The sequence below is a fragment of the Mesobacillus stamsii genome (assembly GCF_030814065.1).
In the GTDB taxonomy this organism is placed as follows: domain Bacteria; phylum Bacillota; class Bacilli; order Bacillales; family Cytobacillaceae; genus Mesobacillus; species Mesobacillus stamsii.
The window spans coordinates 16764-33826 of the sequence record NZ_JAUSUN010000027.1; the positions used below are offsets into that span (position 1 = coordinate 16764).

Annotated in this window: 18 protein-coding genes; 1 reads left to right on the plus strand and 17 read right to left on the minus strand. The window is 44.4% G+C overall.

Annotated elements, in window-relative coordinates; genetic code table 11:
• Positions 1-21 precede the first annotated feature (21 nt).
• From rpsR to J2S25_RS16535, 7 genes are all read right to left on the minus strand, one after another.
• Positions 22-258, minus strand: coding sequence for a 30S ribosomal protein S18 (gene rpsR, locus J2S25_RS16505; protein WP_044392053.1), 237 nt, complete (start codon positions 256-258; stop codon positions 22-24).
• Between the two features lie 54 nt (positions 259-312).
• Positions 313-804, minus strand: a complete 492-nt coding sequence (gene ssb, locus J2S25_RS16510) for a single-stranded DNA-binding protein (RefSeq protein WP_044392022.1) — start codon at positions 802-804, stop codon at positions 313-315.
• 77 nt (positions 805-881) lie between these two features.
• Complete coding sequence (gene rpsF / locus J2S25_RS16515) at positions 882-1169, minus strand: 30S ribosomal protein S6 (protein WP_044392023.1); 288 nt, start codon at positions 1167-1169, stop codon at positions 882-884.
• A 184-nt stretch (positions 1170-1353) separates the two neighbouring features.
• The gene (gene ychF, locus J2S25_RS16520; RefSeq protein WP_307192430.1) at positions 1354-2454 is read right to left on the minus strand and encodes a redox-regulated ATPase YchF; all 1101 of its coding nucleotides are present in this window, start codon (positions 2452-2454) and stop codon (positions 1354-1356) included.
• A 375-nt stretch (positions 2455-2829) separates the two neighbouring features.
• Entirely contained in the window at positions 2830-4830 is a 2001-nt protein-coding gene (locus J2S25_RS16525; RefSeq protein ID WP_307192431.1) for a molybdopterin-dependent oxidoreductase, read from the minus strand.
• A gap of 14 nt (positions 4831-4844) precedes the next feature.
• Positions 4845-5054, minus strand: coding sequence for a DUF951 domain-containing protein (locus J2S25_RS16530; RefSeq protein ID WP_044392026.1), 210 nt, complete (start codon positions 5052-5054; stop codon positions 4845-4847).
• Between the two features lie 17 nt (positions 5055-5071).
• Positions 5072-5980 carry a mechanosensitive ion channel family protein gene (locus tag J2S25_RS16535; protein WP_044392028.1) on the minus strand — a complete coding sequence of 303 codons (909 nt, stop codon included), beginning with the start codon at positions 5978-5980 and terminating at the stop codon, positions 5072-5074.
• Between the two features lie 221 nt (positions 5981-6201).
• Between J2S25_RS16535 and yyaC the strand changes: the two genes are divergently transcribed.
• On the plus strand, positions 6202-6834 hold the full coding sequence (gene yyaC, locus J2S25_RS16540; protein ID WP_044392029.1) for a spore protease YyaC: 633 nt from the start codon (positions 6202-6204) through the stop codon (positions 6832-6834).
• A 43-nt stretch (positions 6835-6877) separates the two neighbouring features.
• Here the strand turns inward: yyaC and J2S25_RS16545 are convergent, their stop codons facing one another.
• From J2S25_RS16545 to rnpA, 10 genes are all read right to left on the minus strand, one after another.
• Positions 6878-7588, minus strand: a complete 711-nt coding sequence (locus J2S25_RS16545) for a DUF554 domain-containing protein (protein WP_307192432.1) — start codon at positions 7586-7588, stop codon at positions 6878-6880.
• 76 nt (positions 7589-7664) lie between these two features.
• Positions 7665-8513, minus strand: a complete 849-nt coding sequence (locus J2S25_RS16550) for a ParB/RepB/Spo0J family partition protein (protein WP_044392033.1) — start codon at positions 8511-8513, stop codon at positions 7665-7667.
• Entirely contained in the window at positions 8506-9267 is a 762-nt protein-coding gene (locus J2S25_RS16555) for a ParA family protein (RefSeq protein WP_307192433.1), read from the minus strand. The genes J2S25_RS16550 and J2S25_RS16555 overlap by 8 nt, the downstream gene beginning before the upstream one ends.
• A gap of 235 nt (positions 9268-9502) precedes the next feature.
• Positions 9503-10399, minus strand: coding sequence for a nucleoid occlusion protein (gene noc / locus J2S25_RS16560; RefSeq protein ID WP_307192434.1), 897 nt, complete (start codon positions 10397-10399; stop codon positions 9503-9505).
• A gap of 189 nt (positions 10400-10588) precedes the next feature.
• Positions 10589-11305 (minus strand): 16S rRNA (guanine(527)-N(7))-methyltransferase RsmG, encoded by a 717-nt coding sequence (rsmG, locus tag J2S25_RS16565; protein WP_307192435.1) that lies wholly within the window; start codon positions 11303-11305, stop codon positions 10589-10591.
• 22 nt (positions 11306-11327) lie between these two features.
• Positions 11328-13211, minus strand: a complete 1884-nt coding sequence (gene mnmG, locus J2S25_RS16570) for a tRNA uridine-5-carboxymethylaminomethyl(34) synthesis enzyme MnmG (protein ID WP_307192436.1) — start codon at positions 13209-13211, stop codon at positions 11328-11330.
• A 35-nt stretch (positions 13212-13246) separates the two neighbouring features.
• Entirely contained in the window at positions 13247-14632 is a 1386-nt protein-coding gene (gene mnmE / locus J2S25_RS16575) for a tRNA uridine-5-carboxymethylaminomethyl(34) synthesis GTPase MnmE (protein WP_307192437.1), read from the minus strand.
• A gap of 420 nt (positions 14633-15052) precedes the next feature.
• Positions 15053-15673, minus strand: coding sequence for an RNA-binding cell elongation regulator Jag/EloR (gene jag / locus J2S25_RS16580; RefSeq protein WP_044392042.1), 621 nt, complete (start codon positions 15671-15673; stop codon positions 15053-15055).
• Positions 15670-16446 carry a YidC family membrane integrase SpoIIIJ gene (gene spoIIIJ / locus J2S25_RS16585; protein WP_307192438.1) on the minus strand — a complete coding sequence of 259 codons (777 nt, stop codon included), beginning with the start codon at positions 16444-16446 and terminating at the stop codon, positions 15670-15672. The genes jag and spoIIIJ overlap by 4 nt, the downstream gene beginning before the upstream one ends.
• Positions 16447-16608: 162 nt before the next feature.
• Positions 16609-16971 carry a ribonuclease P protein component gene (rnpA, locus tag J2S25_RS16590; protein ID WP_044392044.1) on the minus strand — a complete coding sequence of 121 codons (363 nt, stop codon included), beginning with the start codon at positions 16969-16971 and terminating at the stop codon, positions 16609-16611.
• Between the last annotated feature and the right edge of the window lie 92 nt (positions 16972-17063).

Below are 17063 nucleotides of genomic sequence, written 5' to 3' on the forward strand. Positions count from 1 at the left end.
ACTGCCTTTAAAATCCGCTCTTTATTCACCTGAAACATATGGAAGTAAAGCCATTTGACGAGCGCGTTTGATAGCCACTGTCAATTTACGCTGATATTTAGCGCTTGTTCCTGTTACACGGCGTGGTAAAATTTTGCCGCGCTCAGAGATGAATTTTTTAAGAAGATCGGTATCTTTGTAATCAATCTTAGTGATTCCGTTTGCTGTGAAGTAGCAAACTTTACGGCGCTTTGCACGTCCGCCTCTGCGTCCACCCATTGCCATGGTTATTTCCCTCCTTCTCCATTGTAATATAGTTCACGTCCGCATTATTTAAAACGGAAGATCGTCATCTGAAATGTCGATTTGGCCGCCACCTGCAAATGGATCTTCATCTACTTTTGTATAACTTTGGTTTTGGCGTTGATTCTGATTCCCATACGGAGAATCTTGATCATTTTGACGGGGATAACTGCCACTGCTGGTCCCTTTATCTGAGGACTGTCCTTTTGGCTCAAGGAACTGAACACTCTCAGCCTGAACTTCTGTAACGTATACACGCTTACCATCTTGTCCTTCATAGCTGCGCGTCTGAATGCGACCGTCTACACCTGCAAGATTGCCCTTCTTTAAGAAGTTGGCAACATTTTCAGCTGGACGGCGCCATACTACACATTGAATAAAGTCTGCTTCCCTCTCCCCCTGCTGGTTGGTAAATGAACGATTTACCGCAAGCGTGAAAGTAGCAACTGCAACTCCATTTGGTGTGAAACGTAATTCAGGATCCTTGGTCAAACGGCCGACAAGAACGACACGATTCATCATCAGAATCAACTCCTTCCCCCAGCTTGGATGTTCCACGTGAAACATTTTCTGCTGAAAGTTTTATATTAAAAACATTTTTATTCTTCTTCTTTAATAACGATATGGCGAATGATATCTTCATTGATTTTAGCAAGACGGGAGAATTCCTCCACTGCTGCCGGAGTAGCACTTACCTTAACAAGCTGGTAGTAGCCATCACGGAAATCATTGATTTCATAAGCTAGACGGCGTTTGCCCCATTCCTTAGCTTCTGCAATCTCCGCACCATTGTCTGTAAGGATTGTGCTGAAACGCTCGGTAAGAGCCTTTTTAGCTTCCTCTTCAATGCTTGGGCGGATGATGTACATAATTTCGTACTTTCTCATCACTGTCACCTCCTTTTGGTCTAAACGGCCCCATGACAGGGCAAGGAGTAATTGTTTAATTACTCACAAGATGGAATTATAGCACAGAACCTATTCAAAAGCAATGCAATAGGAAAAGAATCCTATAATCAAATACTAACATATGTTCGTTTTTTTGTCCAAACTATTTTTCGCTATTGTGATTTTATACATTGAAGCGGAAGTGGATGATATCTCCATCTTTTACTTCATATTCTTTGCCTTCAAGACGAACCTTGCCTGCTTCCTTAGCAGCATTCATCGATCCAGCTGCAAGAAGGTCATCATAATGGACGGTTTCGGCACGGATGAATCCTCGCTCGAAGTCTGAGTGAATAACGCCGGCGCACTGAGGTGCTTTCATGCCGCGTCGGAAAGTCCATGCGCGCACTTCTTGGACGCCGGCTGTGAAATAGGTAGCCAACCCAAGTAGACTGTATGCTTTCCGGATCAGCTGGTCAAGACCAGATTCTTCGATGCCAAGCTCTTCAAGAAACATTTTCTTTTCTTCGCCTTCTAGCTCAGCAATTTCTTCCTCAATCCGCGCACTGATGACAATTACTTCCGCATTGTCCTTTTCTGCGAACTCACGAACCTGTTGAACATACTTATTGCCACTAGGATTGGCGAGATCTTCTTCGCCGACGTTGGCAACATAAAGCATTGGCTTAATTGTTAATAGATGAAGGTGCTTAACCACTTTCATTTCTTCTTCGGTAAATTCTATCGCACGAGCTGGCTGTTCTGCTTCAAAAGCTTCACGCAGACGTGTCAAAATCGGAAATTCAATAGCCGCTTCCTTATCCTTTTGCTTAGCCAATTTCTCGACTCGGCTGATTCTTTTTTCGACAGATTCCATGTCAGCCAGGATCAATTCCAAGTTGATGACTTCTATATCGGATAAAGGGTCTACTTTCCCTGCAACGTGAGTGATATTGTCATCCGCAAAGCAGCGGACAACCTGACAAATCGCATCTACCTGGCGGATATGTGAAAGGAATTTATTCCCAAGCCCTTCCCCCTTGCTCGCTCCTTTTACGATACCGGCGATATCAGTGAATTCAAAAGCAGTCGGCACGGTCTTTTTCGGCTGAACCAATTCAGTTAATTTCGTTAAACGATGATCAGGAACCTCAACGATTCCAACATTCGGGTCGATTGTACAGAACGGGTAGTTGGCTGATTCAGCACCAGCCTGTGTAATTGCATTGAACAATGTTGACTTGCCGACGTTAGGAAGTCCAACAATACCTGCTGTTAAAGCCATCCATGTCACTCCTCTATTTTAAAAATGTATCTATTCAAGTAATAATCACCTAAACGATTTTTTCCTCCCACAATTATAGAGATTACAGGGGGAAAAAACAAGCTTGTAAGAAAGCACTGAAGCCCCACATCGTGTGGGCTGCCTTAGTGTCGTGCAATTGGCTTTTTGACTTTTGGCCTGAATGATACCCTTATAGCGGAGCAAAGGCCTTCATAAGGGCATCTTTCACCATGAATAGTACCCTTATAGCGGAGCAAAGGCCTGCATAAGGGCACATTTCCGCGTTTAGGATCCCTTTCCAGCTTTTTTTAAATGGGCATTATCTTATTCTCTCGAAAAGAAACGCCGCACTCACAAAGTGCGGCAGTACAGTCATCACTCTTTTTCCACTTTTTCAATCGTAACAAGGCAATCATATAGGCTGCTTCCAAGTCCATTGTCTGATACCCTGCTTGATGTTAGCTGGTTGGCGGTTCCGCCGAATCGGGCGCTCAAGCCTTCGTCAATATTGATCGTCCCTGGATGGGCTGTTTTGAGGATCGACACCGTACCGTGGATTTCGCCTCTATCATTCCAAACTCGAACATAGTCCTGATCCTTCAACCCCTTTTCAGCAGCCACACTTTTAGCAATCTCCACTTTCACATAAGGTTCTGGCTGAAATAGCTGGAAATGCTGCGAGTGGTTGGAACGGAGCGGATGGATCGTCAGCAAGCTGTAGGGATATTTTCCCGCCAGCTCCGGTTTGGTCCATTTTGTTTCCGCTGGCAGCGACAGCTTGATCCGGCCGTCAGGAACGGCAGATGAAGTGAATTCATATTTGCCGCTTGGCGTCTTGAATTTACGATTGGCCCACGGAACCTCCTCGATAGGCAGTTCGGCAAATTTATCCGCACGAATTTTCTCGAGCGTAACTCCCTTCTTCGACAAGGAAACGAGTCCCATTTTCAAGAATTCTTCTCTTGTAAAATCAAATTCCACACCGAAGCCCAATCTTGTGGCCAGTTCCGCCCAAATCCAGGCGTCCGGCTTTGCTTCTCCAGGTGGTTCAACAAGCTTCGGACCGTGATTCACATACTGATGGTACATCGATGAAAAGAAAACATCTTCTGCTTCAAAGGCAGTGGCAGCTGGCAAAACATAATCGGCAAGTTCTGCCGTATCGGTCCTAAACTGGTCGATAACTACTAGCGTTTCTAATGACTCAAAGGCTTGTCGTACTCTATTTGTGTCTGGCACCTGTGTCAGCGGATTTCCGCAAGTGACGATTCCCATTTTTATTGGAGGATCCATAGCGGTCAGAATCTCCTCTGCCTGCCTCATCATTGTAAAAGTGCGGGCCGAACTTTTTCGCTCTGGTATAGTCAAGTTCTGATAGTCAAAATTTTGCCCAACCTGCTTGTTCGCATAGTTGGCTCCACCGCCGGGAATGCCTATGTTGCCGCTGACTGCAACGAGAGCGTCGATCAGCCTGATTGTATTGCCTCCATTTTCATACCGCTGCATCCCAAGCCCGATGATCGTTGAAACCGGACGGTCTGCATATACTTCTGCAAGCTGAGTGATCAACGCAATCGGCACTTCAGTCACTTCACTAATATAGTCCAGTGATACACTATCGAGCAATGTCTTTACATCCTCGAAGCCAACTGTATGAGCTGCCAAAAACTTCTCATCATGTCCTTCCATCCTCAGCAATTCTTTCATAATACCAGCAGCTAAAAATCCATCAAATCCCGGTTTGATTGAGATATATTCATTCGCAATCTTCGCAGTTGCGTTAAAAATCGGGTCAATTACATAAATTTTGGCGCCTTGCTTTTTCACAGACTGCAAGCTTTGAAAAAGATGCATATTCGTACGAGCAATATTCCTGCCCCAAATGACGATATGCTTGCTGTTCGACAAATCTTCTGGTGCATGGCTGTGGGAATCGCCAAAATCCCAATTCTGGGCTTCAATTCCGGCTCCCCAGCAAATGGAGCCAGTCAATTCCGTTACACCGCCATAAAGATGAAAAAAGCGGCTGTCAAGATTGGAGAGCAAACCACTGTTAGCATAATCATGGCTATGCAGAACGGAAGTGGTTCCAAAGCTTTCTTTATAATAAGCCAATTTTTCTGCAATTTCATCCAATGCCTGCTCCCAGGAAATCTGTTGGAAATTGCCGTCGATTTTTTTCAGTGGATAAAGCAAGCGATCTGCTGAATTCGCCCTGTTCTCCAGCATCCTGCCGCGCCCGCATATTTTCCCCTGAGTAATCGGGTGGTCCGGATTGCCCTCGACCTTTGTTACTTTGCCGTCTTCCACGGTAACAAGGAATCCGCAGCTGTCCCAGCAATTCAATGGACATGCTGAATGATGAATTTGTGCCATTTTCTCATCCCCCACTATTTCTCTTCTCGATCATCTCCCGGCGTTGATAACACCTTTTTCACTTTACGCGCGAACTCTTTTCTTGGAATTAAGACACTGTGCTCGCAGCCTTCACATTTAATGCGGATATCCATGCCAAGCCGGATGATTTTCCATTTGTTAGTTCCACATGGATGTGGTTTCTTCATTTCAACAACATCATTCAGCTGAAATTCATGCTCCAATAGTAAAACCTCCTTGTTTAGTTGCCGATTTCTTTTTCCCCTCCGCCTTCCTGACGTGAATACATAACCATCCGTGGGAATGGGATCTCAATTCCATGTTCGTCAAGAAGCAGCTTGATGTCCTTGCGCAGCTGTCTAGCGATATACCAATGCTTCATTGGCAAGGTTTCTGCGACAATTCGCAGTACTACCTCAGAGGCTGCAAATTGCTGGATTCCTAAAAGTTCTGGTGTATTGACGAGTTCAGGATATTTCTCTAACGTTGTATTCAAATAATCCTGCAGGACGTTTTCTGCATATTGAATATCTCCTTCATAGGAAATCCCAATATCAAGAACTGCCACACTATTGTAAAGAGAGAAATTAGTGACTTCTACGATGCTGCCATTCGGAAGGATATTGATTTCCCCTGTAAAGCTTTTAATCTTCGTCGTCCGCAGTCCGATTTCCTCCACTGTTCCCTCAAACTGACCTATTCTTACATAATCCCCTACTGAAAATTGATCTTCAAAAATAATGAAGAAACCGGTAATGATGTCCTTCACCAGACTTTGCGCCCCAAAGCCGACTGCCAAACCGACAATCCCAGCACCAGCTAGCATCCCCTGGACATTGATGGTCAAGGCGGAAAAAATCATCATGATCGCAATGAAGTACACGACATAGGTAAGAACATTTTCAAGCAGCTTCAACAGCGTTGCTTCCCGTCGTTCTGTTATACGGAGCGGGCCCCTTGTCTTTACCTTAAAAAAGTTGCGGATTGCAATTTTGCCAATGCGGATCAATAAGCCAGTAAGAATCAAAATCACAATAATTTTTAATACACTTACCCCAATGGCGAACCAAAGTTGCTCATCCAATAGTTTTTGACTGATTGTATCAAAAATCGCTTGTGTTCTAGTTAAACTTTCTTCCGTTTTTGTCAATTTTCCCACCTGCTCATTTCATTTCATTGATTCTATCAAACGTTATGTAACAAAATAGAAGTTTTCATACAAACACTTTTATTTTAACAAGATTTATAATGTAGGGAAAGCAGGCTGTTTGCCCGATGGAAAAGTTAGTTTAAATCTTTCTGTTTACAGGTATGTATAGATTACACCGAAAGTCCGTATACTGATAGTACGAATTTTAAGGAGTTGATCCAATGAATCTCAAAACCCATTTTTTCGAGCGGAAAAACAGTGTGGCGAAAATCAATCATGAAGAGGAAATGGCAGCCGAAAAGCTGGCTTCAGAAATCTTGGACTTACTTCCTCCTTTCAGCACAAGGCCCATTGTTTTTGTCTGCATTGGAACGGACCGCTCTACCGGTGATTCATTGGGTCCGCTGATCGGCACACTGCTTGAAGAAAAAGATATTGCTCCCTTTCAAGTGTACGGGACGCTCGATGATCCAATCCATGCTGTTAATTTGGAGGCCAAACTAACGGAAATCCAGCAAAAACACTTCAATCCATACATTATTGGCATCGACGCCTGTCTTGGCCGTTTGAAAAGCGTCGGATCGATCCAGGTTGGCAACGGGCCAGTCAAGCCAGGCGCCGGTGTGAACAAGGAATTGCCCGAAGTCGGCGATATGCACATAACAGGAATTGTCAATGTCAGCGGTTTTATGGAGTTCTTCGTGTTACAGAACACAAGATTGAACCTCGTGTTAAAAATGGCAAAAACAATTGCAAATGGTATTTACAAGAGCAGCCAGCAGCGTTCAGCGAAACAGGATTGGCCAAAGGTAAACTGGGACCTTGAAGCCGCCCAGCCTACAATTGTTGAATAATGAATATAAATAACGCCGGGAATTTGCCTACCGACGTTATTGCTTATATTCCGATCATATAGTGTGAAATGGTCACCAGGACAGCCGTCACCAGTATGCCAGGAAGAAGATTCGCTACCCTGATTTTTGTCAGACCAATCATATTCAAGCCGATGGCAAATATCATGACGCCGCCTGTTGCAGTCAGCTCAAGAATGAAGCTGTCCATCAAACTCTGTGGAATCAGCTTATCAATTTGCGTGGCAAATAAGGCGATGAGTCCCTGGTAAATAACGACAGGGATTGCAGAAAAAATCACTCCGATCCCAAGTGTTGTGGTCAGGATTAATGCCGTGAAGCCATCAATGATCGCTTTCGTATATAAAACATCATGATCCCCACGAATGCCGCTATCGAGTGCCCCGATAATAGCCATTGCCCCGATCACAAAGAGCAAAGTTGCAGTAACAAATCCTTGAGATATGCTGCTCTCACCATTTGAGCCAATCTTCTTCTCCAGCCAGTCCCCGACTGCATTCAGCTTTTCCTCGAGCTTCCATGCTTCCCCTAGCACAGCACCGATCACCAAACTCAAGATGACGATCAGATAATTTGCGCTCTTAAAGCCCATTTGCAGGCCAAGCACGATAACGGCGAGCGCAATGCCATGCATAACGGTTACCTTCATATTTTCCGGTATTTTTGTTAGCAACCTTCCCAATAATGTTCCAATGATAATCAATAATCCATTCACCATGGTGCCAAGTAGAAACATTTCACTCACCCATTTTCCGTATTAGTTGGCTTGCACAAAAGCCAATGTAAAAAAATTAAGCCATCAAAATGATAGCTTAGGAATTTTGATTGTCTAATAGTTCAAGAATCCGTTCCAGATCATCTTTTGAAAAAAATTCAATTTCAATTTTTCCTTTGTTTTTGGATTGCTTGATGGAAACTGTAGTTCCAAAGCGTTCACGAAGCGAGGTTTCCCGCTCCTTGATGAATAGGTCCTTCGTCTCTTTTTTTCTTTTTGTTTCACGTGGAACAAGCCTATTCATATCCTGGATGAGTTGTTCCAGCTGGCGAACATTCATGCCATCCTTAAGGATTTTATCGACCAGGACAGACAGCTTGTCTTTCTTTCTTAAGCCAAGGAGTGCGCGGCCGTGTCCCATAGAGATTTTTCCTTCTGAAATAAGTTGCTGAATTTTTGGTGGCAGCGACAGCAACCGGATATGGTTTGCCAGATGCGGCCGGCTTTTGCCAAGTCTTTTCGCCAATTCTTCCTGTGTCAGCTTGAGTTTCTCGATCAACGTTTGATAGGCAATTCCTTCTTCGATCGGATTCAAGTCTTCACGCTGTAGGTTTTCGAGCACGGCAAGCTCCATCATTTGCTGTTCAGTCAGATCACGGACAACTGCGGGGACGGTTTCCAAACCGGCTTCTTTTGCAGCCCGATACCGTCTTTCCCCTACTACGATTTCATAGCCTTTAATCGTTTTCCTTAAAATGATTGGCTGTAAGATTCCATGCTCCTGGATCGAAAGCTGCAATTCCTTGATTGCAGCCGGATCAAAAACTTTTCGTGGTTGGTATGGATTTGGTCTAATTTCCTTGATGCTTATTTCCTGGACCTTTTCTTCCCTTTCCGCTTCCATGTTGAAAAATGCATCTAATCCCTTCCCTAAGCCTCTAGCCATTTGCAACCACTTCCTTTGCAAGATCTAAATAAACCTCTGCTCCGCGGGATTTCGGATCATAAATGATAATCGGCTCTCCATGGCTTGGTGCTTCACTTAGACGGACATTCCTAGGAATGATCGTCTGGTAAACCTTATCCTGGAAATACTTCTTCACTTCCTCAATCACTTGCAGACCGAGATTTGTACGTGCGTCCAGCATCGTCAGCAGGACCCCTTCTATTTTCAAATCCTGGTTCAAATGCTTCTGCACAAGCCGAACCGTATTCAGAAGCTGGCTCAGTCCTTCAAGCGCATAATATTCGCATTGGACCGGAATGATCACTGAATCCGAAGCCGTCAATGCATTCAGAGTCAATAGTCCAAGTGATGGTGGACAATCGATAATAATATAATCAAAACGGTCCTTCACTTCCTCGAGCGCCCGCTTCAGGCGAACCTCTCTCGAAATGGTAGGAACAAGTTCAATTTCCGCCCCAGCCAGCTGGATGGTCGCAGGCACTGTATAAAGATTCTCAACTGCAGTAGGAAGGATCACCTTACCCGCCTCTACATCATCTACCAGCACATCATAAATGCATTGTTCAACATCTGCTTTTTCTATGCCTACTCCGCTCGTCGCATTCCCTTGAGGATCTGTATCGACAAGCAACACCTTTTTCCCAATGTATGCCAAGCATGCACCAAGATTCACTGATGTCGTCGTCTTGCCAACGCCACCCTTTTGATTCGCAATCGCAAGGATTTTTCCCACCTTGTCACCTTCTTTCAAACCAGTAAAAATTCTATTCAGCTTTCCCAAGCATAGATCCATTCATAAAATACGCTTTTTTCCGCAAAGTCCCGGAAAAAAGCGATCATGTTCTTTATTTTATCATGAAAACAGGTACTTGATCGAATTTTTGTAAAAAAGAAATCACCCTGTGAAAAGAATACAAAAAAACACCTATAGGGGAACATTCGAGCGTCCTGCCTATAGGTGACATTCTTTATTTTTTTGTTTTTGGAATCCGAATCGTGAATTGATAAAATTCTTCAAATTCCTCTTCCTCTGAGTCGAGACGGATGCCGCTGTCGGAAACCATCGTCAGCGATTGACGGATTGTATTGACGGCAATCCTCATATCATTGCTGAATGCTTTTCGCTTCGGTTTTGGCTTTTCCTCCCCGAGACTCAGGAGCTTGACGACACGTTCTTCTGTTTGTTTAACATTAAGCGATTTTTCGATGACCTCTGCGAGCACCTGCACCTGTAATTCCGGGTTTTTCAATGGAATAAGCGAACGTGCATGGCGCTCTGTAATCCATTTATTTAAAAGGGCTTCCTGGACTTCTTGTGGGAGCTTTAGCAGCCTAAGCTTATTTGCCACTGTCGATTGCCCTTTTCCAAGCCTTTGTGCCAGCGCTTCCTGTGTGAGATTGTGCAACTCTAGCAATTTCCCATAGGCCATTGCTTCTTCAATCGGTGACAGCTCCTCCCGCTGAAGATTTTCAATCAAGGCCACAGAAGCTGTTTCAGAATCAGACAAGTTTTTCACGATTGCCGGAACTTCTATCCATTCAAGCTTTTTCATAGCCCGCCAGCGGCGTTCGCCAGCAATGATTTCAAATCGATCCTGCTCGTATTCCCGTACAACGATTGGCTGGATCACTCCATGTATGTGAATGGTACGGGCCAATTCTTCAATCTTTTCCTCATCAAAAACCGTTCTTGGCTGGTATCTATTTGGAATAATATGGTCAATCGGAATTTTTTTTATTTCTTCATTTTCTATGATGTCAATATCCTCGACCGTTTGAGCTTCTATTTGGTTCGGTTCTTCCAACTGGTTCCGTTCTTTTTCCTTTTCCCCAATGCCAAAAAAGCGCGAAAAAGAAGGCTTCATCACCCTACACCACCTTTATGAACTCCCTATTCATACATTCTCTATAAAAATGACAAGTTCCTGCCTATTGACTCTATTATAAACTAAATTCATTTTTAAAAATAGGACTAAAAGCGCAACCGCAAAAGCGTAGAAATTCCGGTCTCTTCCAGTCTTTTACCAGAGGCTCGGTTCACGTATGGAAAGCCGTTACTCAATCGGTGTTTTATTAGGAGTCCCTGGTTTTCTAGGGTACTTTTTAGGTGTCGGCTTTTGTTTGTTTATGATGAAAAGAGTGCGTTCACTTTCTTCGACTGGCAAGGTGAAAGAGTGCGAGGATTCCAGTTTTCCTCCAAGTATCGTGATCGCTTTTTCGCCAGCAAGCAGTTCTTCTCCCGCCTGATTGCCTTTCATGGCGATGAAGGTTCCGCCGACCTTCACAAGAGGGAGACAAAGTTCACTCAAAACAGACATTCTTGCTACCGCTCTCGCAATGACTACTTGATATTTTTCGCGATATCCCGGGTTTTGTCCGAATGTTTCAGCGCGGTCATGGATGAAGGTTGTCCCTTCAAGACCGAGCGTCTTCGAAAGCTGTTCCAGGAATGTAATCCGCTTGTTCAGCGAATCGACGATCGTGACCTTGATTTCCGGAAAAGCAATTTTAATTGGAATACTCGGGAAGCCGGCTCCAGCGCCAACATCGCACAAATCTAGCGGCTTATGGAAATCAAAATAGAATGCAGCTGAAACGGAATCATAAAAATGCTTCAAGTACACATCCGGCTTTTCCGTAATCGCAGTTAAATTCATTTTTTCATTCCACTCAACGAGCAGGTGGTAATAAATTTCATATTGCTCCATTTGCCTCTGGGAAAGCTCAATCCCCTTTTCAGCGAGCAATGCTTTAAATTGATCCGTATTCATAAGCCAACCCTTTCTGTGCTTGCTACTTGATTCGTGCAATTCGTCCCTGTTCCAGATACACGAGCAGAATGGAAAGATCGGCAGGGTTCACACCTGAGATTCTTGATGCCTGTGCTAACGTCAATGGCTGGACCTCTCTCAATTTTTGGCGCGCTTCCGTTGCCAGTCCAGAAATCGCATCATAGTTGATATTTTCCGGGATTTTCTTATCTTCCATCTTCTTCAGCTTCTCCACCTGCTGAAGCGATTTTTCAATATATCCCTCATATTTAATTTGGATTTCTGTTTGTTCTTCTATTTCAAACTCGAGCTCTCCATCCGCAGGTGCGAGCTGTTTAATATGCTCATAGGAAACTTCGGGGCGTTTCAGAAGGTCTGAAGCACGGATTCCATCCTTCAATTCACTGCCGCCAAGCGTACGGATCCATTCCTGAACCTCAGCTGACGGTTTGATGATGATGGACTGCAGCCGTTTCTTCTCCGCTTCGATTGCCTTTTTTTTCACCAGAAATTTCTGGTAGCGTTCCTCTGTGATCAGACCGATTTCATATCCTTTTTCCGTTAAGCGCAGGTCAGCATTGTCATGGCGCAGCAACAGGCGGTATTCCGCTCTTGACGTCAGCAGGCGGTATGGTTCATTTGTTCCCTTTGTCACAAGATCATCAATCAGGACGCCAATATAGGCGTCGGCACGGCTAAGGATGACTTCTTCCTTGTCCAGAGCCTTTCTGCCGGCATTAATCCCAGCCATGATCCCTTGTCCTGCCGCCTCTTCGTAACCTGAAGTCCCATTGATTTGACCAGCAGTATACAAATTCTTAACCAGCTTTGTTTCCAATGTCGGCCATAGCTGTGTCGGCACCATCGCATCATACTCAATCGCATAGCCAGCACGCATCATCTGAACTTTTTCAAGCCCAGGGATCGTCTGAAGAATCTTGTGTTGGACATCCTCTGGCAAGCTGGTAGACAGCCCCTGCACATATACTTCTTGAGTGTTCCTTCCTTCTGGCTCGAGGAAAATCTGATGGCGCGGCTTGTCATGGAAACGGACAACCTTATCCTCAATCGATGGGCAATAACGTGGGCCTGTCCCCTTGATCATGCCGGAATACATCGGTGAGCGATGCAAATTGTCATCTATCAGCTGATGTGTCTGCTCATTCGTATACGTCAGCCAACAAGGAAGCTGATCCGTAATATAGTTCGTCGTTTCATAGGAAAAGGCTCGGTGAACATCATCGCCAGGCTGTATTTCTGTTTTCGAATAATCAATTGAGTCACTGTGTACTCGCGGCGGGGTCCCCGTTTTAAAGCGAACAAGGTCAAAGCCAAGCTCTTCCAAATGCTCTGAAAGCTTAATCGATGGCTGCTGGTTATTCGGTCCGCTAGAGTATTTCAACTCACCGAGGATGATTTCCCCGCGCATATACGTCCCCGTCGTGATCACGACCGTTTTCGCACGATAAATGGCTCCGGTTTTCGTAATGACCCCTTTGCATTCCCCGTCTTCGACAATCAATCGCTCTACCATGCCCTGAATTAAGGAAAGGTTGTTTTGATTTTCGAGCGTCTTTTTCATTTCATTCTGATAAGCGAATTTATCAGCTTGAGCCCGCAAGGCACGTACTGCTGGGCCCTTGCCGGTGTTTAGCATTCTCATTTGGATATAGGTTTTATCGATATTGCGGCCCATTTCGCCGCCAAGAGCGTCAATTTCGCGCACAACGATTCCTTTGGCAGGTCCGCCAATTGACGGATTGCAAGGCATAAACGCAATCATATCCAGGTTAATGGTAATCATCGCAGTTTTGGCACCCATTCGTGCCGGCGCAAGTGCTGCCTCCACACCCGCATGGCCAGCACCCACTACCACTACATCAAAATTCCCGGCTTCATACCCCATCCTGTTGCCTCCTTTTATGCTGTTTAATCATATGATTATTTTCCTAAACAGAACTGGGAAAATAACTGGTCAATCAAGCTTTCATGAACACTTTCCCCAATGATTTCCCCAAGTAGCTCCCACGAACGAGTCAAGTCAATCTGAACAATATCGATTGGCGTTCCGATTTCAACGCCGCTGATTGCTTCGTCAATGGCATGAGCAGCCTGGCTGAGCAAGGCAATATGGCGACTGTTCGAAACATACGTCAAATCCCCTGATTCAATCGCTCCGGAGAAGAACAGACTGGAAATCGCTTCTTCCAGCTGATCCACACCCTTGTCTTCCAATAATGAGATTGTCACGAGGGAATAATCGTTCGCAAGCTCCCTCACTTCCTCCAAATTGATGTTTTGCGGCAGATCGGTTTTGTTGACAATCACGATCACATCCATGCCTTCGACCGCTCTGAAGATGTTCCGATCCTCTTCTGAGAGCTCTTCCGAATAGTTCAGAACGAGCAAAATTAAATCCGCTTCCTTCAGAACTTTTCTTGACCGCTCGACCCCGATTCGTTCAACAATATCCTCCGTCTCTCGGATTCCCGCTGTATCAAGAAGCCGTAACGGAACGCCGCGAACATTGACATATTCTTCAATGACATCCCGTGTCGTTCCCGGAATATCGGTAACAATTGCTTTATTTTCATGAACAAGGCTATTCAATAACGATGATTTTCCGACATTCGGACGTCCTACAATGACAGTGGAAAGTCCTTCCCTGAGGATTTTTCCCTGCTGCGAGGTTCGCAAAAGCTGTTCGAGCTCTCCCTTTACATACTTCGCCTTTTCCAACAGCATTTGATGCGTCATTTCCTCGACATCTTCATATTCCGGATAATCGATATTCACCTCAACATGTGCGAGTATCTCAAGAATTTCCTGACGCAGCTTTTGGATCAGTCTCGATAAGCGGCCCTCCATCTGGCCAAGTGCCATATTCATCGCACGATCGGTCTTCGCTCTGATCAAATCAATGACTGCCTCTGCCTGCGAAAGGTCGATCCGTCCATTTAAAAAAGCTCGTTTTGTAAATTCCCCTGGCTCCGCAAGTCTCGCCCCCTGATTCAGGACAAGCTGGAGCACACGGTTTACCGAAACAAGCCCCCCATGGCAGTTGATTTCGATTACGTCTTCTTTCGTGAACGTTTTCGGACCCTTCATGACCGAGACCATCACCTCTTCAGCAACTTGTCCAGTTTTCGGGTCGATCAGATGGCCATAATGAATCGTGTGCGTAGCCGCCTCGCGAAGCCGCTTGCTGCCGACACCTTTGAACAAGCTGTCAGCAATCTCAACAGCCTGATCCCCGCTTAACCGCACAATCGCTATCGCCCCTTCTCCCATCGGCGTAGAAATAGCCGCAATCGTATCAAATTCCACATGCTTCACCCCGCTTTTTTAAAAAAAATATATATAAAGTTTGATTTCTGCAAATTACTAGAATACCACATTTGTTTAGCGAAAAAAAGAAAGGCATCTTCTCCGTCAACATTATCCACAGTGCATAAAATAAACTGTATTCATTTTAACTTATCCACATGTGAATAACAATAAAACCAAATGAGGAAATTTTAGGATGTGGAAAACTATCTTGCCGATTTGTGTAGGGGATCTGATGATGAATTGGAAAAAAACTAAGAAAATTTTCAAGTCGCCAATAAACAAAGATGCGGATTATTATCAGCCAAAATCATGCTCTGAATTTGCTATTTCTAATCGAAATTTCGCTGGCCAGGTCCATTTTTTCTAAAAATAACAACAAAAAACCCGATCCTGTGATGAGGTTCGGGTTGAAATTCTTTATTTGGACGGCGAAATCACGATATGCCTGTGTGGCTCGGTGCCATCGGAATAAGTTTTGATTTTTTTATTTGACATCAAGGCAGTATGAATTACTTTGCGTTCATAGGAGGGCATTGGTTCCAGCGCGACGTTTTGCCCGGTTCTTACTGCTTTTTGTGCCAGGCGTTCCGCAAGCTGAATGAGGGTGTCATTTCGGCGTTGACGGTAGTCTTCCGCATCAAGCAATACAGTAGCGTACTGATCAGAATATCGATTGACTACAAGCTGCGTTAAAAACTGCAGGGAATTCAAGGTTTGTCCTCTTTTTCCAATTAGCAAAGCAATTTTTTCACCTGACATCGTCAATAAGACGATTTTTCCGTCTTTTTTTACATCTACGTTAATAGATGCTCCCATTTTTTCACTAACCGATTTCAAATAAGTTACGGCTTCCTCCACAGCATCGATCTTGACCGTTACTTTGACGACAGCCGGACGTGTGCCAAAAATTCCGAAAATCCCCTTTTTGCCTTCATCAATTACATCAATTTCTGTGCGGTCTTTCGTTGTCTTTAATTGAGCTAAAGCGGATTCTACTGCTTCGTCGACATTTTGTCCTGTAGCAGTTACCTGTTTCACTTTTTTGCTCCTCCCGCATTGCCGGCAGCCTTCGTTTTTTTCAGATCCGGCCCTTTTATAAAGTATGTTTGACCAATCATAAATAAGTTACCTACTACCCAGTATAAGGAAAGAGCTGCTGGGAAGTTGATTGCGAATACAACGATCATGATAGGCATTAACCAAAGCATCATCGCCATTTGCGGATTGCCTTCCTGACCAGCCATCATCATTTTTTGCTGAATGAAAGTAGTGATACCTGCAACAACTGGCAGAATATAATACGGATCCGGTGCGCCAAGGTCGAACCATAAGAAATTATGCTCGGCAATCTCTCTCGTTCTTGAAATCGCATGGTAGAAACCAATCAAAATCGGCATCTGGACAATCAGCGGAAAACAGCCTGAAAGCGGATTAACACCATGTTGCTGAAAAAGTGCCATCGTTTCTTGCTGCAGCTTTTGCTGTGTCTTTTGGTCCTTTGAACTGTATTTTTCCTTCAGTTTCTGCATTTCCGGCTGCAACGCCTGCATTGCTTTAGAGCTTTTCGTTTGCTTAATCATTAGCGGCAGAATCGCAAAACGGATCAGCAACGTAACCGCGATTATGGATAATCCAAAACTGCCTCCGAGCCATTCAGCCATTTTCACGATCAGCATAGATAATGGATAGACTATGTACTCGTTCCAGAAACCCTTGCTATCTGGAGTAATTGGCTGGTTGTACTCTGTACAGCCCGTCAGCAATGACACCACTAGCACCAAGCCCAATATCAATAAGATTCTTTTTTTCAAGCTTCTTTTCCTCCTAACTTCCCAATACGCTCCATTTATTTTCAAAAGTTGTCCCAAATTTACTGTGCATTATCCCTTGGCTGCAACATGCAATCAAAAGTATTTTACCATCTTTTATCGGGAAGCGCTTTTAAAAAATGCAATTCGGCAAATATTTTTTCCTCAACTATTCTCTCCAGGTTTCAGTATCTTCAAAACCTTTCCGACCTTCAAAACATGCTCTAAGCTTTTCTTAACCTCATGCATGTTCATTTCGGCAGTAGGCTTCCGGGCGATGATGATGTAATCATTGCCAGTTTGGACCTGGTCGTGTAATTCATGGAAAGATTGCCGGATATACCGTTTAATCTGGTTGCGCATGACGGCGTTGCCGATTTTTTTGCTGACTGACAGGCCGATGCGGAATTTTTCCTGCTCCGGTTTTTTCAAAATATAAACGACAAATTGCCGGTTAGCAACCGACCTTCCCTTTTTAAAAGCCTCTTGGAATTCTTTATTTTTTTTCACACTGTATTCTTTTTTCATTCAATCACCTTCATCTCTCTATGGATCGGGAACTTATATCAGTCGGATTCTTTTTGCAACCAATCCGTTAAAGCTCATTCACCAGTAGATCC

Excerpts from the sequence above, each read along its gene's own strand:
- ssb (WP_044392022.1), bottom strand. The coding sequence starts at position 804 with ATGATGAATCGTGTCGTTCTTGTCGGCCGTTTGACCAAGGATCCTGAA.
- noc (WP_307192434.1), bottom strand. The coding sequence starts at position 10,399 with ATGAAGCCTTCTTTTTCGCGCTTTTTTGGCATTGGGGAAAAGGAAAAA.
- yyaC (WP_044392029.1), top strand. The coding sequence starts at position 6,202 with ATGAATCTCAAAACCCATTTTTTCGAGCGGAAAAACAGTGTGGCGAAA.
- rsmG (WP_307192435.1), bottom strand. The coding sequence starts at position 11,305 with ATGAATACGGATCAATTTAAAGCATTGCTCGCTGAAAAGGGGATTGAG.
- rnpA (WP_044392044.1), bottom strand. The coding sequence starts at position 16,971 with ATGAAAAAAGAATACAGTGTGAAAAAAAATAAAGAATTCCAAGAGGCT.
- J2S25_RS16550 (WP_044392033.1), bottom strand. The coding sequence starts at position 8,513 with ATGGCTAGAGGCTTAGGGAAGGGATTAGATGCATTTTTCAACATGGAA.
- rpsF (WP_044392023.1), bottom strand. The coding sequence starts at position 1,169 with ATGAGAAAGTACGAAATTATGTACATCATCCGCCCAAGCATTGAAGAG.
- J2S25_RS16525 (WP_307192431.1), bottom strand. The coding sequence starts at position 4,830 with ATGGCACAAATTCATCATTCAGCATGTCCATTGAATTGCTGGGACAGC.
- J2S25_RS16545 (WP_307192432.1), bottom strand. The coding sequence starts at position 7,588 with ATGTTTCTACTTGGCACCATGGTGAATGGATTATTGATTATCATTGGA.
- rpsR (WP_044392053.1), bottom strand. The coding sequence starts at position 258 with ATGGGTGGACGCAGAGGCGGACGTGCAAAGCGCCGTAAAGTTTGCTAC.
- ychF (WP_307192430.1), bottom strand. The coding sequence starts at position 2,454 with ATGGCTTTAACAGCAGGTATTGTTGGACTTCCTAACGTCGGCAAGTCA.
- mnmG (WP_307192436.1), bottom strand. The coding sequence starts at position 13,211 with ATGGGGTATGAAGCCGGGAATTTTGATGTAGTGGTAGTGGGTGCTGGC.